Source organism: Solibacillus ferritrahens, from assembly GCF_037027585.1.
GTDB lineage: Bacteria > Bacillota > Bacilli > Bacillales_A > Planococcaceae > Solibacillus > Solibacillus ferritrahens.
In genome coordinates this window covers 40,235-65,774 of record NZ_JAXCLE010000013.1, presented here as the reverse complement: position 1 = coordinate 65,774, position 25,540 = coordinate 40,235, and the positions used below count along the sequence as shown (strand labels likewise).

Here is a 25,540-nt window from a genome sequence, read left to right as displayed (position 1 = left end):
TAAAAGTTTCAAATATTTTTAGAAACATGTGAAGTATAGTGAAACACAAAAAAACCATGCAAAAAACGCATAGCTCTTTGCACGGTCGTGTTTACCATTTAGGTGTATTACCTTTTTTTGAAACGGGGGTTTCTATAAAAAATATATCACCCCAATATAAAGGCTATATAATATTTTTGTAAAGCTACTGTTAAGCTTTAGCGATTCAACGGTAAAAACACTTTAATACTTGTACCTTTTCCAATCTCACTTGCTACCTGAATTTTCCCTTGATGAGCTTCAATTAAATGCTTCACAATGGATAAACCAAGTCCTGTACCTCCAGAATTCCGGCTACGTGCACGATCCACCCTGTAAAAGCGTTCAAAAATACGTGAAATCTCAGCTTTTTCAATCCCGATTCCTTCGTCCTTTACTTCAAATATCCCGTATTGTTCATTCGCACTAATACATAATGTAACGGTAGTCCCTTCTTTTGAGTATGCAATCGCATTATTAATTAAATTCGTGAAAATCTGCATTAATCGATTAACGTCACCTAAAATAACCGCATCCTGCTCAATTTTCACATCAAATTGCATATTTTTGCTTTCCAGCTGTGAACTCGTTAAATCAACTACCCGCACTAGAATATCCTGAAGCTTTGTTGGGGTCACATCAAGCGTAAAGCCGTGGCGCTCAATTTTGGAAAGTTCCAGTAAATCATTAACAAGTACTTGAATTCTGTTACTTTCGTCATAAATGATATTCAAGAACGAAAGCAGCATTTGCTCATCTTTAAAGGCTCCGTCAAGAAGGGTCTCCGAAAAACCTTTAATCGATGTAATTGGTGTACGCAGCTCATGCGATACGTTCGCTACAAAATCTTTTCTAATCTGCTCCAATCTTACAAGCTCACTTACATCATGCATGACAATTACGACCCCTAGCCAACGACCGTGTTCCCCTACTACCGGTGCCCCATATACTTGCTCATAATATTCTTCGGCAGCAATTTCCATTACGAGCTGCTGACGATATGGCAGTTCCGTTAAAAACACATGGTCGATAAACTGCTCCAGCTCCTTAGGTAATCCTAACATCATGAAGTTCTTACCAATAAGCTGTTCTTTTGGAAGCTCGAAAAGTGTTTGGAACTTTTTATTAACAATAGAAATGTTCCCTTCACGGTCTATCATCATTAGCGCACTACCCATATTTTCAATTAATGTTTTTAAACGTTCTTCCTCGATGGCTCGCGTCTTTGTTATATCTTGTAAATTGCGAGCTAAAATATTAATTGAGTTTCGTAATTCCACAATTGTTCTTGGCCCATTCGCAAAAGCTCGCGCACGATAGTTGCCTTTGGATAACTCTCTTGCCGTCTTAGTAATATTAACAATCGGGGTTATAAAATTATTGGCGACACGATGAGCCATAATTCCGGTTATAATAAATCCACCTAATAACAATGCCGTTATAAGTACATACATTTTCTGTTTAATATCTTTTAAAGAGTCTGCCTCAACATCAATCATAGAGGCATTTAGAAGAGCTTCCTTTTGGGCGGTAGTCAGCTCAATCTGTTGTTCCTCAACTACCTGTTTAAATTTGTATTCTGAAACATTTGTCGCTTCGTTAATATATTCACCAATAAAAAAAGGAAAAAGCTGCCCTATGAACAGCCCTAGAACAGCTAAACTTGATCCAATAACAAAAATAAACGAATAAAACAAACGATTTTTCATTCCGTTCATTATTTTTTTGGCTCCTCAAATTTATATCCTAAACCACGGATTGTTTTAATATAAAGTGGTTTACGACTATTTTCTTCAATTTTATCTCGAAGATGGCTAATATGGACGTCTACGATTCTTGTATCTCCTGCAAAATCATAGTTCCAAACTGCACTTAGTAATTGATCACGTGTTAATACACGATTTTTATTTTCAAGTAAGTATACTAGTAATTCAAATTCTTTCGGTGTAAATTCTAAAGAATCTTCATCAATAAATGCTTCAAATCGCTCCGGGAAGACTTTTAAATTGCCAAATGAATATACGACTTCATTAGTCTCTATTGTCTCTTCCACAACCGGTCCTGAAAAACGTCTCAATACTGCTTTAACACGTGCGATTACTTCTCGAGGGCTAAATGGTTTTGTCATGTAGTCATCTGCACCTAGCTCTAGACCTAATACTTTGTCGAATTCATCATCTCTTGCTGTCAACATAATAATCGGTATATTTATGCGTAAACGACGTAATTCTTTACATACTTCCACACCATCCAGTTTCGGCAACATTAAATCCAGTAATATTAAGTCTGGTGATTGCTGAACTGCGGTATCTAGACCTACCTGGCCATCATGTGCTAAAAGAACTTCAAAGCCAGCTTGCTCCAAATTATACTTCAATAATGTTGCGATTGGCATTTCATCTTCTACTACTAAAACCGTTTTAACCATGTTAAGTTCCTCCAAATCGATTTGAAACCCCCATCTCAAAATCAATTTTCCAAGTGGTTGACTATCAACTATTTCTATAAATATGTACTGATTAAAGCACTATCTTCATAGTATCAACTTTTTTTGAAAAGTACAATTATTCATCTGTGTCAACACCATTTAACTGAGAAGAATTTCTAATACCCATTATTTCAATAGGAAAAATAACATTTATTATTGACCGAATATTTATTATTGTGTTAACATTTAGAAAATTATTTATATGTTAAAGAAAAAACGCATATAAATTTTTTAATATTAATTCCTAGTATTTCAATATGTTAAATATAACAATAGAAAGTAGGTGCTTCCATGACAAATGGAATCAATATTGAGTTAGTAAATTTAACGAAACGTTTCGGTAAAAATGAAGTGTTGAAAGGCATTAATTTAATAATCCCAGCCGGACAATTCGTTGCAATCGTTGGGAAAAGCGGATGCGGAAAAAGTACGCTTCTCCGTATTATCGCGAACTTGGAACAAAAAACAGATGGTGAATCTTTAAAGGACGGTATTCAACAGGAAGACTTTTCAGGCGTTCGTGTAATGTTTCAGGAAGATCGATTACTTCCGTGGCTGTCAGTTTTGGAAAATGTGGGGGTAGGGACAAAGTTAATAAAGAATTGGCAACCGCTCGCATTAAAAGCACTCGACCAAGTAGGTTTAAAGGACCGCGCGAACGAATGGCCTCATGTGCTGTCAGGTGGTCAAAAGCAACGTGTTGCATTAGCCCGAGCACTCAGCGCCAAGCCAAGACTTTTATTATTGGATGAGCCGCTTGGTGCATTGGATGCACTGACCCGACTGGAAATGCAAAATTTAATTGAAGAATTATGGTTAAACCAAAAATATACGTCCTTGCTCGTTACACATGATGTTGCAGAAGCGATTACATTGGCAGATCGAATTATTTTAATAGAAGACGGGAATTTGGCATTGGACTTACCAGTAAAACTCCCCCGTCCAAGAACACGTTCAAATCCTAAGTTTGCGGAGCTAGAGGAAATTCTGCTTCAGCATCTATTAGGTCAACAAAACGAAAAATCAACTAAACCAAAAGAATTACAAGCGATTATTTAAGGAGGTATTACAAGTGAAAAAATTATTCTCAATCTTTTTGGTCTTAACTTTATCAATTATTTTGGTTGGATGCTCCTCATCGAATGCGGAAAATAAAAAGGTTCGAATCGGCTACCAAAAAAACGGCACAACATTGCTATTAAAAGCGAACGGCGATCTTGAATCTCGTTTAAAAGAATTAGGTTATTCAGTTGAATGGTCAGAATTTAATACCGGCAGTTCAATACTCGAGGCATTAAACTCTGGTGCCATCGATTTTGCAAATGCAAGTGATGCTCCTTCTGTAATGGCATTATCAAAAGGGATGAATTTCAAATACATAGCAGCCGAAAATTCATCTCCTCAAATGGAAGGGATTTTAGTTAAAAATAATGACGCCATCCAGTCTATAGAACAATTAAAAGGAAAAAAGATTGCTTATAATAAAGCCTCAATCTCTGAATATTTATTAGTTTCCGCACTAGCAACCGTTAACTTAACACTGGATGATGTACAATCAGTAATTTTAAGCCCTGCTGATGCGAATATTGCGTTTGAAAATGGCGATGTTGATGCTTGGGCTATTTGGGACCCGTATATGACAGTTTCAGAAAGTAAAGGCAATAAAATATTAACTACAGCAGAGGGAATTGTGGAGCATCGCAGTTTCTACTATGCATCAGAAAAATTTATCAAATCCAACGAAGATGCAGTCATTGCTTATGTTGAGGAGCTAGCAAAAGTCGGCGAAGCTATTGATACGGATTCAAGTGAGGCAGCCTCTATACTTGAAGAAAATACAGGTATTTCAGCAGATATTTGGTCAACAAGCCTTGGACGCCGTTCTTCAGTTGCAACCTATCTAGATGAGTCCGCACAGGCAGATTTGCAGAGGTTAAACGAAGATCTTTACGATATTCAATTAACGACTAACCTTGTAGAAAATATCGAAAACTATATTTGGAAACCATAAGAGGTGAGAAAATGAAGAAAAAATGGATTCATTTGCTTGAGCCCTGGATAATTCCTATTTTGATTGTTGTCATATGGGAAGTATCAAATAAAACAGGTATCCTTGCAAACACAATATTACCTGCCCCTTCTGATGTAGTAAAAGCAGGTTATGAACAAGCACTTTCTGGGGTACTGTTTGAACATCTTCAAATTAGTACAACGCGTGCTTTAATAGGGTTCCTTATAGGCGGTAGTATCGCTTTTGTTATCGGTATTTTAAATGGAATTGTTCCATTCGCACAGCGATATTTAGATACAACTATTCAAATGCTGCGGAATATCCCTAATTTGGCACTCATTCCATTGGTTATTATTTGGTTTGGAGTAGGAGAGGAAGGGAAAATCTTTTTAGTGGCAATCAGTGTATTCTTTCCGATTTATGTCAATACGTATCACGGCATCCGTAATGTTGATCCGAGGTTAATCGAAATGGGGAAAATTTATAATCTATCAAAGTTCAAGCTCTTTTTTAAAGTAATTATTTTAGGAGCTATGCCATCGATATTGGTCGGTATTCGATATTCTTTAGGAATAATGTGGCTTACTTTAATTGTTGCAGAAACGGTAGCGGCAAGTTCTGGTATCGGCTATATGTCAATGAATGCGCGGGAATATATGCAACTTGATATTGTCGTGTTGGCGATTATTTTATATGCTATTTTAGGTAAAATTGCGGATTCTATTGCAAAATTATTAGAGAAAAAATTATTAAAATGGAATCCGGTTTATCAATAAACCAATAAACAAAATTAAGGGCTTCGGTGTAAAAACCGAAAAGCCCTTTTTATTTTATACTATTTCAATGCCTTCATAACGTCTTCAACTGCATGCGCAGAATGATCTAATGCTGCTTTTTCATTGTCTGTCAGCTCTAGCTCATAAATTTTTTCAATTCCACCTGCACCTAACAATGTAGGTACGCCTAGATAAATTCCAGTATAACCGTATTCACCTTCTAAATAAGCAATTGCCGGTAATACACGTTTTTGATCCTTTATTATCGCTTCCGCCATTTCTACCATTGCCGCAGCGGGTGCATAATAAGCTGAACCATTCCCTAGAAGATTAACAATTTCACCGCCGCCTACACGGGTACGTTGCACAATTTCCTCTAAACGTTCTGCAGGAATTAAGCTTTGTAAAGGTACTCCGCCAACGGATGCATATCGTGTTAAAGGTACCATCGTGTCACCATGACCACCTAATACTAAAGCCGAAATGTCTTTTACCGAAACATTTAATTCTTCTGCAATGAACGCGCGGAAACGAGCCGTGTCCAATACACCCGATTGACCGATGACACGATTTTTCGGGAATCCTGATTCTTTAAATACTGTATAAGTCATCGCATCTACAGGATTCGTTAAGACGATAATAATTGCATTTGGAGAAGTGCAGGAAATTTCCTTTGCTACAGTTTTCATTACACCTTGATTAATTTGAACTAAGTCGTCGCGACTCATACCTGGCTTACGTGCAACACCTGCAGTAACTAATACGATATCCGAGTTAGCAGTATCTTCATAAGATGATGTACCATTTACATAGGAGTCAAAGCCTTGAACAGGTGCTGCTTCCCACATATCTAATGCTTTTCCTTTAGTCGGATTTTCAGCTGCTGGAAGGTCTACTATTACAATGTCACCCAATTCTTTTTGTGCAGCTAGAAATGCCGCTGTTGCACCGGTAAAGCCACTACCAATTACTGAGATCTTTTTACGTTTAAGTGTCATTATGAATCGCTCCTTTAGAATAATAATCTTAGCATCATAAAAATATGTACAAAAAAGGGAGAAAACATAATGCTCTCTCCCTTTTGTAACTACTATTTATTTTGGAACGAATAACTTATAAAGTCAATATTTCCCTTTATAAATCCGAAATTATAAATATAATATTATTCATTACTAAACAATTTGTTCACAATTTCACATATAAAGGCAAAAAATTAAGCTTTAAATTAGAAGTTTTCGATTAATTTTGTAGCGAATTCAGAACATTTAACTTCTGTAGCGCCATCCATTAAACGTGCGAAGTCATAAGTTACATACTTAGAAGAGATTGTTTTCTCTACAGAATTTGTAATTAAGTCCGCAGCTTCTTGCCATCCTAAGTGCTCAAGCATTAATACGCCTGATAATAATACTGAAGATGGGTTTACTTTATCTTGTCCAGCATACTTAGGAGCAGTACCATGAGTAGCTTCGAAGATAGCGTGACCAGTTAAGTAGTTAATGTTAGCACCTGGAGCGATACCAATACCACCAACTTGAGCAGCTAATGCGTCAGAGATGTAGTCACCATTTAAGTTCATAGTAGCTACTACGTCGAACTCATTTGGACGAGTTAAAATTTGTTGTAAGAAGATATCAGCGATAGAATCTTTAATTAAGATTTTACCAGCAGCTAATGCAGCAGTTTGTGCTTCGTTAGCAGCAGCTTCACCTTGCTCAGCTTTGATTGCATCGTATTGGTTCCAAGTGAATACTTTATCGCCGAATTCAGCTTCAGCAACATCGTAACCCCATTGTTTGAATCCACCTTCAGTGAACTTCATGATGTTACCTTTGTGTACTAAAGTAACAGATGGTTTGTTATGTTGAATAGCATACTCGATAGCAGAACGTACTAAACGCTCAGTACCTTCTTTAGATACAGGTTTGATACCTAAACCAGAAGTTTCTGGGAAACGGATGTTTTTAACACCTAGTTCGTTTTGTAAGAATGCTAATAATTTCTTTTGCTCGTCAGAACCAGCTTTGTACTCGATACCAGCATAGATATCTTCAGTGTTTTCACGGAAGATTACCATGTTTACGTCTTCTGGACGTTTAACTGGTGAAGGTACACCGTCAAAGTGACGTACTGGACGTAAGCATACATATAGGTCTAACTCTTGACGTAAAGCTACGTTAAGTGAACGGATACCGCCACCGATTGGAGTTGTTAAAGGACCTTTAATAGCGATTAAGTATTCGTTAATTTTTTCTAGAGTTTCTTTTGGTAACCATTCACCAGTTTGGTTGAATGCTTTTTCACCAGCTAAAACTTCTAACCATTCAATTTTCTTTTCACCGTTATAAGCTTTTTCTACAGCTGCGTCGATTACACGAGATGCTGCTGCCCAGATATCTGGACCGATACCGTCACCCTCGATGAAAGGGATTACTGGATTGTTTGGAACGATTAAAGAACCGTTTTCTACTACGATTTTGTTAGTCATTGGAAATTTGCCTCCTAATAATCATAAATCTAGGACTGTGTCAATTCACAGTCCTAGATATTTTAACATACTTTTTTAATTAGCGCTCGTTAATTGGTACGTATTTTTGCATATCTGGACCAACATATTCCGCACGAGGACGGATTAAGCGGTTGTTTGCATACTGTTCTAAAATGTGCGCTACCCAACCTGAAGTACGAGAAACTGCAAAGATTGGAGTGAATAAGTCATGCTCGATACCTAAAGAATCATATACTGATGCTGAGAAGAAATCTACGTTTGCAGGTAATTTCTTTTGTTCAACAATCATATCGTGAATCTTAACTGACATATCATATAACTCTGGTTTACCAGTTAATTTAGTTAACTTTTCAGACATTACACGTAAGTGAGGTGCACGTGGGTCTCCACCACGGTATACACGGTGACCGAAGCCCATGATTTTTTCTTTGTTATCTAATTTGTTTTGTACCCAAGCTTCAACTTTATCGATAGAACCGATTTCAGTTAACATTTTCATAACTTGCTCGTTCGCACCGCCATGTAATGGACCTTTTAATGCGCCGATAGCTGAAGTTACACCTGAATAAACATCAGATAATGTAGCAACACATACACGAGCTGTGAATGTAGAAGCATTTAATTCGTGGTCAGCGTGTAAAATTAACGCTTTATCGAATGCTTCAATTGCGATTGCTTCTGGCTCTTCACCAGTTAACATATATAAGAAGTTTGCTGCATAACCTAATTCAGGTTTTGGAGCAACTGGTTCTTTACCTTGACGTACACGTGCAAAAGTAGTTACTACTGTACCAATTTTCGCTTGTAAACGGATTGCTTTACGGTAGTTAGCTTCCGCATCCATAACATCTGCTTCTTCATCAAATGCGCCAAGCATTGATACAGCTGTACGTAATGCAGCCATTGGGTGTACTGTGTTTAAAGGCATAGATTTGAATAAATCTGTAATTGCCGCCGGGATATCCATGTTGTTAGCTAATTCTTGTTTTAAGTTAGCTAATTCTTCAGCGTTCGGTAAACGTGTGTTCCATAATAAGAATACTACTTCTTCAAAAGTTGCATTGTTAGTAAGATCGTCGATTCCATAACCTACGTATGTAAGTGTATCATCGATAATTGAAGAAATTTTTGATTCTGCTGCTACGATACCTTCTAAACCTTTAGTTGCTGACATAAAAATCGCTCCTTCACTTAATAAATTAATTTTGTAAGTGCTTTCTTTTCAGTCTATTAAAAAGAGGCACACTCATATTGTTCTGCTCAGTTGAACCTATAAGTAAATCGCTTACATATTTTATTATAATAAATTTTGACGGCTTTGTGAATGAATTACTCGGATTTTAAGAAAAAATAGCATAGATGATAGATTTAGCGTCCGAAAGAGAATTTATCGTTAACAACGAGATATATATGGCATAATTTAGGAGTGGTATATGTGGATTATACAAATAAAACAAATCAATTGCTAGTAAAAAGTAGGAATATTATCATTCTTCTACTTTATTTTGTCCTTTTTTATTTCATACCGCCTATAATTTTCGGACTATTTTTTGCTTATTTATTATATCCTGTTTTCATTTTTTTTAAAGAACAATTTAAACTTCCGTTTTTTCTTGTTGTAATTATTTTATCTGTTTTTATATTTGCAGTAGTAGTATCGATTATCCTGTTACTAATTCATAGCTTCATAACCTTACTGCCTCTAATACAATCAACACTTCTATCTTTGGAAGACAATTATATTAAGCATCCTCTGCTTCCATTTATCATAGAAAAACTTCAAAATTTTTTAAATGAATTTTTATTTTTAATTGTTACTATGCTGAAAAACAGTTTTCAATCGTTGTTTGAATTTTTTATATTCGTAGTAACATTTTATTTTGCCTTATTTGAAAGCTATAAAAACAGGCTATGGTTTTTTGCTTATATCCCTAAAGCATATCGGGATGCCTGGTCACGGTATTTCCAAAAAGGCATGGAGCTTATTGGAAGCTTTATCGTTGTGGAATTACAGTTATTTACTATGACATTTTTGCTTCTTTGTGGTTCATTTTACTTTTTAAATTTTGAATCATTTATTATAAAAGCATTTTTAATTGCTGTAGCAGACTGCTTGCCTTTTTTAGGAATCGGTATTTTTTTAATACCAGTCGCCATCTATTATTTTATTATCAGCAATCCACTTATGGGAGCAACTATTTTAGGCATTTACTTTATTGTACAAACAATAAGACAGCTAACTGAATCGATGCTTTGGTCCCATACATTGCATCTACGTATGATCCACACCTTTTTAATCAGCGCTGCCTCAGTTTTATTATTTGGTTTTTATGGAATTATCGTCAGCCCAATACTTTTGATGGTTGCGATTAAATTAAAGCAACATCCTACCTTTGCAAGATGACAACCTGTCCTTTTTTCATTCTTTTGCGTAAAAAGTAAAAAACAACTGGTTTAAATAAATTACGTGTAACTCCCAATACGAAAAACAACCCGATAATATCTGTAATAAAGCCTGGTAACGCTAATAAAGCTCCACCAATAAAAATCATGAATGTTTCAATCATTGCAACAGCAGGAGGTTGTCCTTGCTGCAAACTTTTCTGAATATCCTGTACGGATTTTGTCCCACGTTGTTTTGCAATAAGCAGCCCAACTACAGATGTGGAAATGATCAATAGTAAAGTATATAAAACACCGATTGCTTTACCAATTACGATAAATAAGGCAATTTCAGCGATTACGAGTGCAAGTAATCCAAATAAAAATTTTCTCACAAAATAGCCCCCTCTTCTTCTATTTAATACGTTTAAAAAGTGAAAAAGTTTCAAAAAAAAGCTACTTCTGCAAGTTTACACTTAACAGAGTAGCTTTCATTCATTTTATTACAGAACGCTTGCATGTCCTTTATAAATGACACCTGTTTCAGCATCCATTGTAATTTCCTGACCATGGCGGATTAATGTTGTAGCTTCTTTCACCCCAACAATTACTGGAATGCCTAAGCTTAAGCCTACTACTGCTGCGTGTGATGTTAAGCCGCCTTCTTCAGTAATAATACCCGCACATTTTTCTATTGCCGGCATCATTTCACGATCTGAACCGACTGTGACAATGATTGCACCTTCTGTATCATAAGTTAAAGCTTCGCCTGCATTTTTTGCGACAATTGCCTTACCGACTACAGAATGTCTCCCAATGCCTTGCCCACGAGCCAATAGGTCTCCAATCACATGGACTTTCATTAAGTTTGTAGTACCAGCTTCCCCTACCGGAACTCCTGCTGTAATAACAACAACATCTCCATGGCTAACATATTCATATTGTAATGCTTCGTCTACCGAAAGCTCCAAAATTTCATCTGTCGTTGAAACACGTTGTGTCAAAATTGGTTTAACACCCCAAACTAACGTCAATTTCTGAGCTGTAGAAGGTTGGCTTGTCACAGCAATAATGGATACACCCGGACGGTATTTTGCAATCATTTTAGCTGTATTGCCGCTTTCTGTTGGGGCTAATACTGCTTTAACTCCTAGGTTAATCGATGTATAGGCAACAGCTTGAGAAATTGCTTCTGTCATGTTCGCTTCTTTTTCACGACTACGTTGTGCGACAATTGCTCGGTAATCGAGGGCATTTTCTGTACGGTTTGCAATTTTGTTCATCGTTGCTACCGACTCTACAGGATATAAACCGGCAGCCGTTTCTCCTGAAAGCATAATTGCATCTGTACCATCCATAATCGCATTCGCAACATCGGACGCTTCAGCACGAGTAGGGCGAGGATTACGTTGCATAGAATCTAGCATTTGGGTAGCCGTAATTACAGGTTTACCTACTTGGTTACATTTACGAATTAATGATTTTTGTACTAGTGGTACTTCTTCTGCTGGAATTTCTACACCTAGATCTCCACGAGCTACCATTAAACCATCAGAAACTTCGATAATTTCATCAATATTATCTACACCTTCTTGGTTTTCGATTTTAGGAATGATCTGAATATGACCTCCTTCGTTTTGCTCCAGTAACTCACGGATTTCCAGAACATCCTTCGCCGTACGTACGAATGAAGCAGCGATAAAATCAATCCCTTGGTCAATACCAAATAGAATATCCGCTGCATCTTTATCCGTAATACCTGGTAATTTGACAGATACGCCCGGTACGTTAACACCTTTTTTATTTTTCAAAACTCCGGCATTTTCTACGATTGTATGGATTAATCCTTGTTCCAAGTCTTTAGCCAACACGCGCAGTTCAATTAAACCGTCATCTAATAAAATTTTATCGTTTTGGTCAACATCTTCTATTAATTGATCATAAGTCACTGAGAATCGTGATTCATTTCCCAACACTTCTGTCATTGAAATATCGATAACTTGTCCTGAAACTAAGTGCAACTCTCCGTTTTCCATCGAATGTGTTCTAATTTCCGGGCCTTTTGTATCCAATAATATTCCTACCGGTTGTTTCATTCGTTCTGACGCATCACGAATGGCTGCAATACGAGCAGCGTGTTCTTCATGGTTTCCGTGTGAAAAGTTTAAGCGTGCTACATTCATACCTGCTTCGATTAACTTATTTAACATTTCTGGTGATTCACTTGCTGGTCCGATTGTACAAACAATTTTAGTTTTTCTCATAGTTTTGTCATCTCCATTTTATGCACTTTAAATTGAAAGTTCTTTTGATAATGAATACAAACTTAAATCTGCCTTGTGCTTTGTTTCAAATGCTTCCCTTAAATCATAATCTATAACTTCATGATTTTTCACGCCAACTGCTCTACCGCCTTTATTTTCCAATAACAATTCAACCGCTCTTGCACCGAATCTTCCTGCTAACACACGATCACGGGCAGATGGAGAACCACCGCGTTGTATATGACCTAAAACAGATGTACGAATTTTTACACCTGTACGTTCTTCCAGTTGCTTCGCCAGCTTATGTCCATTCATTACACCTTCAGCTACAATTATTATACTATGTCGCTTGCCGCGAGCTGCCCCTCGTTCAAGACGGATTACAATATCCTCTATTTCAAATGATTCTTCAGGAATCAAAATAGATTCGGCGCCTGCTGCTAAACCTGACCACAGTGCTATATCGCCCGCATCACGTCCCATTACTTCAATAACAAATGTATTTTCATGGCTTGTTGCAGTATCACGAATTTTATCAATTGAATCAACAACTGTATTCAATGCGGTATCAAAGCCAATCGTATATTCTGTTCCAGGTACGTCATTGTCTATTGTTCCAGGTATGCCGACACAAGGGAACCCTTTTTCAGTTAATTGCATTGCTCCACGATAAGAACCATCTCCACCAATCACTACTAAGCCTTCTATACCTTCTTCTTTCATACGTTCAATTGCTTTATATTGGAATTCGTCCTGTTTAAATTCAGGGAAACGTGCAGAGTACAATTTCGTACCGCCTCGTTGTATAATATCGCCAACCGAACCAATATCTAAAAGTTCAAATTTCCCATTATAAAGACCTTCGTAGCCATGATAAACTCCGACAACGTCTACCTCGTGAAAACGTGCTTTACGAACAACTGCCCTAATAGCAGCATTCATCCCAGGTGCATCTCCACCACTCGTTAAAACCGCAATTTTCTTCATACTACCTTTTCCTCCTATTACGACTGTTACTATTCACATTAACAGAAAACCCACTTATATGTAACTATTCTAGAAAACAAAAATGTAAAGCATTTGAAAATAACGAAAGAATGCGCTTTCACGCATTCTTAGCTCTTCAATCATTAGTTAAACAATATTATTGTTCAATATATTGACCGATGTTCTTAAATTTTGTATAACGATTCTCCACTAATTGCTCGGCACTTTCTTTATTTAAATCGTTTAAAGTATTTGTAATGTATTCTTTCATTATTATAGCTTGCTGTTCCTTATCTTTATGCGCTCCTCCGGCAACTTCCGGAATAATGCCATCAATAATTTCAAGCTGCTTTAAATCAAGGGCTGTTATTTTCATAGCTTCTGCTGCTTGCTTAGCATAGCTTGCATCTTTCCATAAAATCGATGCCGCTCCTTCTGGAGAAATAACTGAGTAGGTCGCATTTTCAAGCATTAAAATTTGGTTCGCTACGCCTAATGCAAGTGCACCACCACTACCGCCTTCCCCTATAACAACACTAATAATCGGTACCCGGAGACCAGCCATTTCAAATAAGTTGCGTGCAATAGCTTCACTTTGACCGCGCTCCTCAGCTGCTTTCCCTGGGTAGGCACCTTTCGTATCAATAAAACAAATAATAGGACGATTAAATTTCTCCGCTTGCTTCATCAATCGCAATGCTTTACGATATCCTTCCGGGTGTGGCATACCAAAATTACGTCGAATATTCTCTTTCGTCGTTTTTCCGCGTTGGTGACCAATAATCGTAATTGCCTGCCCATTAAATGAGGCAATCCCCCCAACAATTGATGCATCATCCTTAAATGTACGATCCCCATGCAGTTCAATGAAATCATCAAATATCCGTTCAATATACTCAAGAGTTGTCGGGCGTTCAGCATGTCGGGCTACTTGCACTCGGTCCCATGGCTCCATATTCGCATAAACATTTTTCTCCAACTCCTGCAATCTCGATTCTAGCTTCTCAATTTCACCGCTCATATCGACTTCCGCTTCTGTTGCAATCGTTTTTAACTCCACAATTTTTTCTCGAAGCTTCACAACTGGTTCTTCAAACGCCATTAATTTAGACATGGGATACGCCTCCTTGTACATGTAACTTCACAATTGTTGCAATTTTATCTCGCATTTCCAATCGATTAAAAATGGCATCAAGTTGACCATGGTCCAATAAAAATTCTGCCGTTTGGAAATCATCAGGCAACTTTTCCCTTACTGTCTGCTCGATGACACGACGCCCTGCAAAGCCAATTAAACTTTGGGGTTCGGCAATATTATAATCCCCAATCGATGCGAAACTTGCAGAAACACCTCCTGTTGTAGGATGCGTCATAATAGAAATATAAAGCAAGCCTTCTTCGCTATGACGTTTTAATGCAACACTCGTTTTCGCCATTTGCATCAAGGAAAGTACGCCTTCTTGCATACGAGCTCCACCACTGGCAGTAAAAATAATAAATGGCACTCTAAGTTCTGTTGCTTTTTCTACAGCTCGCGTAATTTTTTCTCCTACAACAGATCCCATCGACCCCATACGGAAATGTGAATCCATTACTGCAACGACGACCTGCATGCCTTTTAATGCTCCTACCCCTGTTAAAACTGCTTCATTCAAACCTGTTTTCTTTTTATCGATTTCTATTTTTTCCACATAAGCAGGGAAATTTAAAGGGTTTGTCGTTTGAAGATGATCATCCATTGACACAAATGACCCTTTATCTAGAAAGCATGCAATTCTTTCTTCTGCTGTCAAACTAAAATGATGCTGGCATTTCGTACATACTTTCAGGTTTTTCTCTATTTCCTTTGTTACATGAATCATTTTGCATTTTGGACATTTTGTAACGATGCCTTCTGGAAAGGCTTTTTCATCTTCTCTTTTTGTTATATTATCTGTATTTTTTTTGCGGCTAATTGTAAATAAATCACGAATTGACATCGTAATCCCCCTTTGAATTGATTTGAAAAATGTTTATTTTATAATGGCCATCCAGTTTTCGTATGCATCAAGTGCTTCCTGTGAATACCCCATCTGCATAGAAGCTAGTAAAGTCTTTACTTCCCTTTTCTCTTCGGCAGTTATATCAGTCGCGAGCAGCTTGTCGCTAAATGCAAGGAGCTGCAGCCAAATTTTTAATGAAAGTCGGTTCCCGGAAATAACAATACATTCTCGAAGTATATCTTCTCTCTTTAATGATTCCCCAAGCTCCACCTTCACAAAAAAACTTTTCCAAATCGGTAATGCGCAGAAAACAGGAGACTGACAAATGATACGAATTGCTTCTTTTTCGTGCATTTGTCTTGTCGCATGGACATCAGCTATAGATTTCTCATCCTGCAGAATAAACGAACCGACAATTTCAACGAATTAATGGTGCTTCATGCTGGCTAAATAAGTACCTCCACCATGTCTTGTTTCAATTAAACCAAGCAATTCCAAACTACGTAAAGCTTCTCTGACAGAAGACCTTCCCACTTGTAGCTGTTCACTTAACACTCTTTCTGAAGGCAGCTTTTGCCCTTCCTGAATATTTTGTTCAGCTATTAAATCATGCAATTGCTTTACAATTTGTATGAATATTTTTTTTGCGGGCTTTTCTTCCACACTTTTCACCTCATCGGGTCCAACATTCATAATTTATCAAAAGTGGTCAGACCAGTTTATACAGTAAGGATACAAAATGTTTTTGAAGTTGTAAAGGGAAATTATAAAACTATAATCTTATATATAATAAAATTTGCGAATATATAACTATTTTTATGTTTTTTCGATAAAATTTGATGAAGTAATATAAAAAGAGCGTTTCTAATTTTATTAGAAACGCTCTATAATACTATTTATTTTATAATAATTTCCTTGATCTTTATTTGTGATTTATTAAAGCGATGTTCGAAAAACCCTTCAATATAGAGCAAAGTATCCTCCTGTAATTTACCAACGACTTTCTCGTATTCTTTCGGAAAAAGTGTTAAAGAGACCGCCCCATATTCATCCTCCAATTGGACAAATGCCATCAGTTCTCCTCGCTTAGTACGAAGCTGACGCATTTCCTGAACTTGGCCAATCATTTTTACGTAAGCATTTTCTTTCAGTTGGGATAATGTTTGAACTGTTGCTGTAACTTCCGGGAAATGTTTGCGTACTTTAACAATTGGATGATCTGATAAATAAAAACCGAGTACTTCTTTTTCGTATTGTAGCTTTATTTTTTCCGGTATCGGTGATGTTTCATTGTATTTCGGCTTACCAAATGCAAGTAGAGCGCCTTCAAATAAATCATCTCCGCCCGGTCGCACAAAATCAGCTTGTTTTTGTGCTCCTTCAATTGTAGCAAGTAATGTAGCACGATCTTTTCCAAATTCATCAAGTGCCCCAGCTTTAATCAACGGTTCGATTATTTTACGGTTGAAATTCGCTGTCGTCATCGTAACCGCTAAATCAAATATAGATTCGAACGGTTTTTGTCTTTCTTCACGGGCAATTAACAACTTTTGCAAAAATGGCTGAGGTACTCCTTTAATCGCAGAAAAACTAAAACGAATCTTCCCGCCCTCTACTTTAAAATGGCGCATACTTCGATTAATCGATGGCGGCAGAATTTCAATGCCCCTTGCTTTTGCCTCCATTAAAATTTGTGCAAGCTTTTCTGTATTGCCCGTTGCATTTGTAAGAAGAGCAGCATAGAAATTAACAGGATAATTTGCTTTTAAATATGCCATTTGATACGAAATGATACTATATGCTACTGCATGGCTTTTTGGGAAACCATAATCAGCAAAGCGTACAATTAATGCATAAACTTCTTCTGCTACTTGCTCTGTATAGCCTTTTGCCATTGCACCTTTCACAAAAGATGCACGCTGCTGTTCCAACACATCCCGCTTCTTTTTACTTACAGCACGGCGGAGCAAATCAGCCTGTCCAAACGAAAAGCCTGCCATTACATTGGCTATACGCATAATTTGTTCTTGGTAAATGATAACCCCATGTGTTTCTTCCAAAATTGGCGTTAAATCCGGATGCGGCATCATTACCTGCTCTTTTTTATGCTTCCTTCTTGCATAAAGCGGGATAAATTCCATTGGGCCGGGTCTATATAATGCATTTACTGCCACAATATCTAAAAAGTGAGTTGGTTTTATTTCCCGTAGAGCATTTTTCATTCCATCTGATTCGAGCTGGAAAATACCAGCAGTATCTCCATGCTGTAGGAGTTCAAATGTCTTCCCGTCATTAAGTGGAATTTGATTAAAATCCAGTCGAACATCATGTGTAAACTGAATAGATTTCCTAATTTGTTCAAGAATCGTTAAATTGCGCAGTCCTAAAAAATCAATTTTCAACAAGCCTGTTTGCTCAACTTCAAGCATTGGCCATTGTGTCAAATAAATTCCTTCATGACCTTCTTCAATCGGAACGATATCTACTAATGGGACCGGACTTAATACGACGCCCGCTGCATGGGTCGAAGCATTTCGTGGTAGCCCCTCCAATCGAAGCGACGTTTTAAACCACTTTTGGCGTATTGGCTCTGCTGCTATCCACTCCCTCAAATTTTCGGATTTCGAATATGCTTCCTGTAACGTAATACCTGGTTTATTTGGAATAAGTTTTGAAATCATCTCCAATGTTTCACTTTCAAAATTGAACATTCGGGCGACATCTCGTGCAACAGCTTTTGCCGATAGCGTACCAAACGTAATAATTTGCGCGACATACTGCTTCCCATATTTTTTCGCCACATATTGAATTACTTCATGACGCCTCGTATCCAAAAAATCAATATCGATATCCGGTAAAGTTATGCGCTCAGGATTTAAAAAGCGCTCGAATAGTAAATCATATTGTAGAGGGTCTACTTGTGTAATTTCAAGTGCATAGGCAACGAGCGATGACGCAGAAGAGCCTCGTCCTGGACCTGTTAATATTTGTTCCTCTCGTGCAAATCGCATAAAGTCAGCAACAATCAAAAAATAATCAGAATACCCCATTGATTGAATGACGTCCAACTCATAGTTCATCCGTTCCAAATACTGACTCGGCAATGAATCCATTTTTAATCTGCGCTGCAGTCCAGCAACTACTTGCTGCTGCAATATCTTTTCTGCCGTATCCCCTTTCTGTAGAGGAAATCTTGGCATATAAACATCATTCGTAGTTAATTGAACTTGACAGCTCATTAATAAACTTTCCATTTGTAAGAGCCATTGTGGTTCATCCTGGAACTTCCCTTGCCATTGCTCTGCAGTTAATACATAGCTTTCCTGTTTATTGTTTATTGCTGCTTCATTAAGTTTCACACCTGTTTCGATGGCTTGGGCAACTTCATATGAAAAAAAATCCTCTTCTTTCAAAAATAGTGATTCATGTGTCGCAACAATTGGCAACCCATTTTTCACTGCAAATTCTACAGCTTGTCTTTCAAATGGGCCTTCATTTGATCCACGTGATATTCCAATATATAGCTCATTAGAATAAGCATTTTTAATCTCCAGCAATGTATTCTCAGCCGTTTGCTGCAGCCATCTTCCTTGTAAATCAAGAGCGGGAATCATAAAGACTATTCCTTTTCCATAGGCCAGCAACCATCTTAAAGGAATTGTTTGATCCGATCGAATCGCAATACTGCTGGAAATCTTCAATAGATTTTGATAGCCTTCGTTTGTTTTCGCATATAATACAAGCGGCAATGACTGTTCTTCTGTCCATTCTAGCTGTATTGTCAACCCAATTACCGGATGTATGCCGGCCCTTTTCATTTCAAACCAAAAAGGCAAAAGTCCGTACAATTTCGTATTGACGATTGCACAGCTTTTTGCCTTTTGTTGATGTAAAAAAGGGATGAGCTCTTCAAGACGAATTGTACTTTTTAATAAATCGGCACTTGTCCGTATTTGTGGATATACAGTCACGCTTCATCCCTCCAACATATTATTTATATTCTTTACAAATAGCTTTTAAATCATCAATTACTTGATCTGCCTCTTCCCAAGTATAGGCTGTTGCACCGGATGCTAACGGGTGTCCTCCGCCATTATATTTTTTTGCCAGCCCATTGATAATCGGACCTTTCGAACGTAAACGAACACGAATTGTATCATTGTCTTCGATAAACATAACCCATGCACGGATATTTTTCACATTGCCCAACGAGCCAACTAATAGGGATGTTTCGGAAGGTGTAGCATCATATTGCTTTAAAATAGATGAAGGCAATTTAATGTAGGCCATGCCGTTTTCATCCATTTCAAAATGCTGGTATACGTACCCTTGTAAATTTAAAAGTTTGCGTTCCATCTCGTACATACCATCAAATACTTGATTGCGGTCGAAATTATATTGGACTAGCTGACCTGCAGTTTCAAATGTTTTTGGACTCGCACTTGGGAAAAGGAAACGACCCGTATCTCCAACAATGCCTGCAAATAAGAGTCGTGCTGCTGCATCGGACATTTGCCAATTGGCATACTCTCTGCCTTCTTCAAAAAGTTCATAAACCATCTCACTGCATGAGCTTGCATTAGTATCAACCCATAGTAAATCACCATATGCATCGTCATTTGGATGGTGATCGATTTTAATAATAGAGTCACCTTTTTTATAGCGTTCGTCATCAATACGCTCTGTATTTGCTGTGTCAGTTACAATAATGAGTGCATTATTAAACTTCGTATCTTCTATATTTTGCGGGAAAGCTAAAAACGATAAAGACGGATCATGTTCACCGACTGTAAATACTTCTTTCTCCGGATAATTCGCACGTATTAATTCTGCCAAACCAATTTGAGATCCATATGCATCTGGATCTGGTCGTACATGGCGGTGAAGTATAATTGTGTCATATTGTTTAATTTTGTCAATTATTTGACGTTTCACAACATTTCCCCCTCGTACATAGTGAAAACCTATATCATTTTTTATGAAAAATCGTTACAATATTTAGTAGTTTGGCTACTAGGAGGTTCACTATGGTCTATTTAAATTTTCTGTTCGTTGCTGGTATTGTAGCATCACTTGTATTTTACTTTTATTTTAAAACGAAGCAATTCCGCTCTACTTTGCCTATTCGCCGAAAATGGTATACTGCAAAAGCAGGTGTTTCACTTGCATCATTTTTGATTTTCTTCGGCCTTAATGCAATAATCTTATATCCCGATATAATTGGATTTGCCATTGCAGCAGTATTTATTGTTTTAGGTGCCGGTTTAGGTGTAAACAATTATAAACGTATGCGTCATGAAGGACGTTACGTACATGAAGAATATGAATTAAATAAGTAAATGAAAAGGGTGTTTCTAAAGGTGTTGACCTTGAGGACACCCCTTTTTATTATTTAAATTCAATAACACTTTTACATTATCGTTCTAATAGTTGGAAAGTCATCATCGCTTTTCCAACAAGATTTGCTCCACTAAATACTTCAAAATCCATCTTCACAAATTTACGGGACATGTCCAAAATTCTTGGACGGACCGTTAACACACTCTCCATCTGTACAGGCTTGATAAAGTAAATATTCATATTTTCTACAACAGCTTCTCCACGCTTACGACGTTTCAATGCAAAAGCTCCAACTTCCGAAAGTAAAATGGTAAAGGCACCATAGGAAATCGCGCCAAATTGATTTGTCATTTGCGGTGTGACTGTAAACTCCACAGCGATTTCTTCTTCACCCATAACACGCATCTCATTTTTAACCAAATCATCAATTGTCTCTCCGTGCTGTGGCTGACGCTGTGCTAATTGTATCGCCTTTAAAACGTCCTGACGGCTAATAACCCCTTTTAACAGCCCATCTTCATCTATGACCGGAAGCAAGTCTATCCCTTCCCAAATCATTCGGTGGCCTGCAGAGGCTACACTTGTTTTCATGGAAGCAGCAATTGGATTCTTTGTCATAACCTTATCAATCGGTTCTGACTCTTCTTTCCCAATAACATCTTTACTCGTAATCATACCAACTAGCTTATTTTGATGTGTTAAAACAGGGAATGCCCCATGTGTTGTTCGGCGATTCTGTCTATGGAAGTCTGCAATGGTATCACTATTTCTTAGTACGGCAGTATCCTCCATTGGTACGTATACATCTTCAATAAGTAAAATATCTTTTTTAATTAATTGGTCATAAATAGCACGGTTAATCATTGTAGCTACTGTAAACGTATCGTATGTTGTTGAAATAATCGGTAAATCCAATTCATCAGCCAATGCTTTATTCAAATCCGTCGTATCAAAACCACCTGTAATTAATACGGCCGCACCGGTTTTTAATGCATATTCATGAGCTTGTGTACGGTTTCCAACAATCAGAAGGCTTCCTGCATCTGTATATCGCATCATATCGTCAAGCTTCATCGCACCGATTACAAATTTAGTTAACGTCTTATGTAGACCTGACTTCCCACCCAACACTTGACCATCAATAATATTTACAATTTCCGCAAATGTTAATCGTTCAATATTTTCTTTCTTTTTCTTTTCAATACGAATGGTTCCTACACGTTCAATTGAACTAACTAGCCTACGATTTTCAGCTTCTTTAATCGCACGATAAGCTGTCCCTTCACTTACTTGCATTTCCTTTGCAATTTGACGGACAGATATTTTATCGCCAACTGGTAGTGATTCAATGTATTGTAATATTTTCTCGTGTTTTGTTGACAATTACATCACCTATTTCTCATCATTCATTTATGTCCTTAGTGTACCATATTTAAACGTTGCAATTATATATATTCCATATCTATACCCCCATTTTTGCTTATAAAAAACAACAAAAAATAAGACAAACTGCCCAACCAGGTTTACAAGGTTGGGCAGTTTGCTTTTTTATATTAAAATTCTACAAATTCACCTGACTTTAGAATTTGGACTTCCGCCCCTTCTACAAGCTTCGCAAATTCGCCAGGGTTTTGTGTAATTGGTGGGAATGTATTGTAGTGTATCGGGACAACAATTTTTGGTTTTAATAATGTTACTGCATACGCTGCATCTTCTGGTCCCATTGTAAAATTATCCCCGATTGGCAGGAAAGCCACATCAATTGGATGTCGTTTTCCTATCAGTTCCATGTCTCCAAACAATGCCGTATCACCAGCATGGTAAATTGTTTTTCCTTCTGCTGTAAATAAAATTCCTGAAGGCATGCCCGTATAAATAATCTCCTTATTCTCCGTTACATATGAAGAACCATGGAAAGCCTGTGTAAACTTAACCTTCCCAAATTCAAATTCGTGCGCGCCACCGATATGCATATTATGAACATTGCACCCTTGCCAGCCTAAATAATCGGCTAGCTCATTTGGTGCAACAACAAGCGCATTATTCTTTTTGGCCAATTCAACCGTATCTCCTACGTGATCATTATGGCCGTGTGTCAATAAAATAACATCCGGATTTTCGTTTGCAACTTTTAAATCTGTAAGACCATTTCCATTTATAAAAGGGTCTATTAAAATAGTTGTACCATTCGTTACTATTTTTATAACTGAATGCCCATGATATGAAACTTTCATAAAATTACCCTCCTAAAAGATATATTGTCACCTCTGATCTATTCGATACTTATGCATAAATCTCCTTTTTTTGATATGCTTATTATGAATTCAATCTTAGGAAATAAAGGGGATTTTTAATATGTCAAAGCAAAATCAATTACAGCAATATTTAGTAGAAAATGAGTGGGATGCTGCTTTTATCACTACTCCCGATAATGTGTTTTACTTTTCTAATTTTAAAAGTGATCCGCATGAACGTTTACTCGGTGTCATGGTATTTAAAAACGCAGAGCCTTTTTTAATTTGTCCAAAAATGGAAATACCAGACGTTGTAGCAGCGGGATGGTCTTATGAAGTAATTGGACATGAAGATACTGAAAATGCATGGGATGTTGTGGCAAAGGCCGTTCGAGCACGAAACGTAGCATTTAATACATTGGCAATCGAAAAATCCCATTTAACAGTTGAACGTTTAGAAGCAATCCAAGATCGTTTTGATACTTTGAAATTTACAAATATCGACGAAAAGGTAAATGCACTCCGTATTTGTAAAGACGAAGAAGAGCTTGTGAAATTACGTAAAGCCGCACAATTAGCAGACTTTGCAATTGAAGTAGGCTGTGACGCAATCGCTGAAGGCAAAACAGAAATGGAAATTTTAAATACAATTGAATCTGCCATTAAGGCAAAAGGGTATGCGATGAGCTTCAATACGATGGTACTTGCAGGTGAAAAAACAGCTTCTCCACACGGTACTCCGGGTGATCGCAAAATTCAAAAAGGTGACTTCATATTATTCGATTTAGGTGTTATTTATGAAGGGTATTGTTCAGATATTACACGAACAGTAGCATTCGGTCAGCCAAATGAAGAACAAATGAAAATCTACAATACAGTACGCCACGCTAATGAAGCAGCAATCGAAGCAGTAAAACCAGGTGTTCGCGCAATGGATCTAGATAAAATTTCCCGTGATATAATTACTGATGCAGGATATGGTGAATATTTCACTCACCGTTTAGGTCATGGGCTTGGAATTTCAGTCCATGAGTTCCCATCAATTACAGGAACAAATGAAATGACTTTACAGCCCGGTACAGTATTTACAATCGAACCAGGGATTTATAAATCAGACGCAGCCGGAGTTCGTATTGAAGATGATGTAGTCGTAACAAACGACGGCGTAGAAATATTAACGAAGTTTACTAAGGAATTAGTAATTTTATAAATCTAATTGCTATGTCAGCATAGCTGAATTCCCAGGTAACAGCTTTGACACAGTCCTCGCTTTAGCAGCAATCGTTCAAAAAAATATTTAACACATAAAAGGTTGTATTGTTAGTTCATTTTGGACTTCAATACAACCCTTTTTTGTGAGAGACATTATGCTATTCCTCTATTTCCGCAATTATTCAATCTTAGGCACTTATAAGATTTAGAACATATTTAGTATTTTATTTTTAAAATAAAGTAGGAATAAAGAAAAGTCTCAGTAATATAATTGTCCATGAGAATATTTTTTGTAGGGGATTTGATAATAATCTTTCGCTGTGAGGAGTTGTTATTAAGTGAAGGCATATCAATGTTTTCGCGATATTGAACTACTCGGATTTATATACTTTTAAGGTTATTCCCATATTTTTACTCGTTTTCTATAGGTAAAATTAAGGAATAGGTATTTTATAGAGAAAATTAAAATCAAGAAAGGGAGTGCATCATGAAAAAATTATCGTTATTTATGCTAATCATCCTGCTTATGCTTCTAATGCCATTTAGTTTATTACAAACGCAGCCAGCACATGCCGAGTCGACTCAGTTTATTAATGCAGAAGAAAATATTTTTTTACGTGATGCGCCATCACCTAGTGCAAAACAATTATCACTCATTGAAAACTTTTCTAAAGTTACCGTACTTTCAAAAGATAGACAATGGGCTTATATAACACATAACGGCAATAAAGGTTATATTCATTCAAAAACTTTAACGACGGAAAAACCGGAAAAATTTGAACCTAAAAAATCACCTGTTATTACGAATGGTCTACTCCCTAAAGCTAATCGAAACTATACGTATGAACCTTCTTTTGAAGGAGGAGCAAAAACTACGTATAAAGCTTCCATCAATCCAGATATAAGGAATTCCGTTAGCTTAATGGAAGAAGATTTTATTGGATACACATATATCGAAAATGAAAATAGTTTCGAACTTGGTGTAGCCTATTCTGATGTTTTCTTCTTTTCTTTAAGTTATCCGATGAAGGAAAAGTCGACAATTTATGATACGGATTATGGAATTGAATCGAATACGAAAACAGAAGTAGTTGTTGAAAGTACATCGACTACTTTAAAGACTAAAGCAGGGACTTTTAAGAATGTTGTAGTCATCAAATATCCAAATGGATCTAAACTTTATTTAGCAAAAGATTACGGTATAATTCGAGTTAAAAACTTTGAAGGTGAAATTACAGCAGAGCTTGTTTCGGTGAATTAAATAATCAATAAACAACACTCGGACGTTAATTGGTTAACATCCGAGTATTTTTTGTTTAAAACATTTTATATTACTT

23 protein-coding genes are annotated in these 25,540 nt (G+C 37.0%); 7 read left to right on the top strand and 16 right to left on the bottom strand.

Features of this window, described 5'->3' with window-relative positions:
- Nucleotides 1-197: 197 nt before the first annotated feature.
- Nucleotides 198-1,736 carry a two-component system histidine kinase PnpS gene (gene pnpS, locus SNE38_RS13330; RefSeq protein WP_191702878.1) on the bottom strand — a complete coding sequence of 513 codons (1,539 nt, stop codon included), beginning with the start codon at nucleotides 1,734-1,736 and terminating at the stop codon, nucleotides 198-200.
- Nucleotides 1,736-2,446, bottom strand: coding sequence for a response regulator transcription factor (locus tag SNE38_RS13325; RefSeq protein WP_191702879.1), 711 nt, complete (start codon nucleotides 2,444-2,446; stop codon nucleotides 1,736-1,738). Before SNE38_RS13325 ends, pnpS begins: the two co-directional genes overlap by 1 nt.
- 351 nt (nucleotides 2,447-2,797) lie before the next feature.
- Here SNE38_RS13325 and SNE38_RS13320 point away from each other — a divergent pair, with 351 nt between their 5' ends.
- The 3 genes from SNE38_RS13320 to SNE38_RS13310 are packed head-to-tail and all read left to right on the top strand — an operon-like array spanning nucleotide 2,798 to nucleotide 5,293.
- Entirely contained in the window at nucleotides 2,798-3,565 is a 768-nt protein-coding gene (locus SNE38_RS13320; RefSeq protein WP_191702880.1) for an ATP-binding cassette domain-containing protein, read from the top strand.
- A 13-nt stretch (nucleotides 3,566-3,578) separates the two neighbouring features.
- Nucleotides 3,579-4,517 (top strand): sulfonate ABC transporter substrate-binding protein, encoded by a 939-nt coding sequence (locus SNE38_RS13315; RefSeq protein ID WP_336046668.1) that lies wholly within the window; start codon nucleotides 3,579-3,581, stop codon nucleotides 4,515-4,517.
- 11 nt (nucleotides 4,518-4,528) lie between these two features.
- Nucleotides 4,529-5,293: an ABC transporter permease subunit gene (locus SNE38_RS13310; RefSeq protein ID WP_336046666.1), complete on the top strand. Its 765-nt coding sequence runs from the start codon at nucleotides 4,529-4,531 to the stop codon at nucleotides 5,291-5,293.
- A gap of 59 nt (nucleotides 5,294-5,352) precedes the next feature.
- Here the strand turns inward: SNE38_RS13310 and mdh are convergent, their stop codons facing one another.
- The 3 genes from mdh to citZ form a co-directional block, all read right to left on the bottom strand.
- Nucleotides 5,353-6,291, bottom strand: coding sequence for a malate dehydrogenase (mdh, locus tag SNE38_RS13305; protein WP_191702883.1), 939 nt, complete (start codon nucleotides 6,289-6,291; stop codon nucleotides 5,353-5,355).
- 227 nt (nucleotides 6,292-6,518) lie between these two features.
- Nucleotides 6,519-7,781: an NADP-dependent isocitrate dehydrogenase gene (gene icd, locus SNE38_RS13300; protein ID WP_191702884.1), complete on the bottom strand. Its 1,263-nt coding sequence runs from the start codon at nucleotides 7,779-7,781 to the stop codon at nucleotides 6,519-6,521.
- A 79-nt stretch (nucleotides 7,782-7,860) separates the two neighbouring features.
- On the bottom strand, nucleotides 7,861-8,976 hold the full coding sequence (gene citZ, locus SNE38_RS13295; protein WP_191702885.1) for a citrate synthase: 1,116 nt from the start codon (nucleotides 8,974-8,976) through the stop codon (nucleotides 7,861-7,863).
- A 252-nt stretch (nucleotides 8,977-9,228) separates the two neighbouring features.
- On the opposite strand from citZ, the gene SNE38_RS13290 reads away from it, so the two are divergent.
- The gene (locus SNE38_RS13290) at nucleotides 9,229-10,206 is read left to right on the top strand and encodes an AI-2E family transporter (RefSeq protein ID WP_336046664.1); all 978 of its coding nucleotides are present in this window, start codon (nucleotides 9,229-9,231) and stop codon (nucleotides 10,204-10,206) included.
- Here SNE38_RS13290 and SNE38_RS13285 read toward each other — a convergent pair.
- The 9 genes from SNE38_RS13285 to SNE38_RS13245 all read right to left on the bottom strand — a co-directional run bounded on the left by SNE38_RS13285 (nucleotide 10,190) and on the right by SNE38_RS13245 (nucleotide 20,352).
- Nucleotides 10,190-10,579: an FxsA family protein gene (locus SNE38_RS13285; protein WP_191702887.1), complete on the bottom strand. Its 390-nt coding sequence runs from the start codon at nucleotides 10,577-10,579 to the stop codon at nucleotides 10,190-10,192. The genes SNE38_RS13290 and SNE38_RS13285 overlap by 17 nt on opposite strands.
- Nucleotides 10,580-10,687: 108 nt before the next feature.
- On the bottom strand, nucleotides 10,688-12,448 hold the full coding sequence (gene pyk, locus SNE38_RS13280) for a pyruvate kinase (protein ID WP_191702888.1): 1,761 nt from the start codon (nucleotides 12,446-12,448) through the stop codon (nucleotides 10,688-10,690).
- A 27-nt stretch (nucleotides 12,449-12,475) separates the two neighbouring features.
- Nucleotides 12,476-13,435, bottom strand: a complete 960-nt coding sequence (gene pfkA, locus SNE38_RS13275; protein WP_191702889.1) for a 6-phosphofructokinase — start codon at nucleotides 13,433-13,435, stop codon at nucleotides 12,476-12,478.
- A gap of 157 nt (nucleotides 13,436-13,592) precedes the next feature.
- Entirely contained in the window at nucleotides 13,593-14,549 is a 957-nt protein-coding gene (locus SNE38_RS13270; protein WP_191702890.1) for an acetyl-CoA carboxylase carboxyltransferase subunit alpha, read from the bottom strand.
- The gene (gene accD / locus SNE38_RS13265; RefSeq protein ID WP_191702891.1) at nucleotides 14,542-15,414 is read right to left on the bottom strand and encodes an acetyl-CoA carboxylase, carboxyltransferase subunit beta; all 873 of its coding nucleotides are present in this window, start codon (nucleotides 15,412-15,414) and stop codon (nucleotides 14,542-14,544) included. The genes SNE38_RS13270 and accD overlap by 8 nt, the downstream gene beginning before the upstream one ends.
- Before the next feature lie 33 nt (nucleotides 15,415-15,447).
- The gene (locus tag SNE38_RS13260; protein ID WP_336046661.1) at nucleotides 15,448-15,771 is read right to left on the bottom strand and encodes a hypothetical protein; all 324 of its coding nucleotides are present in this window, start codon (nucleotides 15,769-15,771) and stop codon (nucleotides 15,448-15,450) included.
- A gap of 72 nt (nucleotides 15,772-15,843) precedes the next feature.
- Complete coding sequence (locus SNE38_RS13255; RefSeq protein ID WP_336046659.1) at nucleotides 15,844-16,080, bottom strand: FadR/GntR family transcriptional regulator; 237 nt, start codon at nucleotides 16,078-16,080, stop codon at nucleotides 15,844-15,846.
- A gap of 233 nt (nucleotides 16,081-16,313) precedes the next feature.
- Nucleotides 16,314-19,388 carry a DNA polymerase III subunit alpha gene (dnaE, locus tag SNE38_RS13250; RefSeq protein ID WP_191702893.1) on the bottom strand — a complete coding sequence of 1,025 codons (3,075 nt, stop codon included), beginning with the start codon at nucleotides 19,386-19,388 and terminating at the stop codon, nucleotides 16,314-16,316.
- A gap of 19 nt (nucleotides 19,389-19,407) precedes the next feature.
- Nucleotides 19,408-20,352, bottom strand: coding sequence for a DHH family phosphoesterase (locus tag SNE38_RS13245; protein WP_191702894.1), 945 nt, complete (start codon nucleotides 20,350-20,352; stop codon nucleotides 19,408-19,410).
- Between the two features lie 92 nt (nucleotides 20,353-20,444).
- On the opposite strand from SNE38_RS13245, the gene SNE38_RS13240 reads away from it, so the two are divergent.
- Nucleotides 20,445-20,756 carry a YtpI family protein gene (locus SNE38_RS13240; protein WP_191702895.1) on the top strand — a complete coding sequence of 104 codons (312 nt, stop codon included), beginning with the start codon at nucleotides 20,445-20,447 and terminating at the stop codon, nucleotides 20,754-20,756.
- A gap of 76 nt (nucleotides 20,757-20,832) precedes the next feature.
- On the opposite strand, the gene SNE38_RS13235 is transcribed toward SNE38_RS13240, so the two are convergent.
- Together SNE38_RS13235 and SNE38_RS13230 are read right to left on the bottom strand one after the other, a co-directional pair.
- Entirely contained in the window at nucleotides 20,833-22,140 is a 1,308-nt protein-coding gene (locus SNE38_RS13235; RefSeq protein ID WP_191702896.1) for a DRTGG domain-containing protein, read from the bottom strand.
- A gap of 170 nt (nucleotides 22,141-22,310) precedes the next feature.
- Nucleotides 22,311-22,991 carry a metal-dependent hydrolase gene (locus SNE38_RS13230; protein ID WP_191702897.1) on the bottom strand — a complete coding sequence of 227 codons (681 nt, stop codon included), beginning with the start codon at nucleotides 22,989-22,991 and terminating at the stop codon, nucleotides 22,311-22,313.
- A 121-nt stretch (nucleotides 22,992-23,112) separates the two neighbouring features.
- Between SNE38_RS13230 and SNE38_RS13225 the strand changes: the two genes are divergently transcribed.
- Both SNE38_RS13225 and SNE38_RS13220 read left to right on the top strand, forming a co-directional pair.
- Complete coding sequence (locus SNE38_RS13225) at nucleotides 23,113-24,201, top strand: M24 family metallopeptidase (RefSeq protein WP_191702898.1); 1,089 nt, start codon at nucleotides 23,113-23,115, stop codon at nucleotides 24,199-24,201.
- A 489-nt stretch (nucleotides 24,202-24,690) separates the two neighbouring features.
- Entirely contained in the window at nucleotides 24,691-25,464 is a 774-nt protein-coding gene (locus tag SNE38_RS13220) for an SH3 domain-containing protein (protein ID WP_336046656.1), read from the top strand.
- Nucleotides 25,465-25,540: the final 76 nt, after the last annotated feature.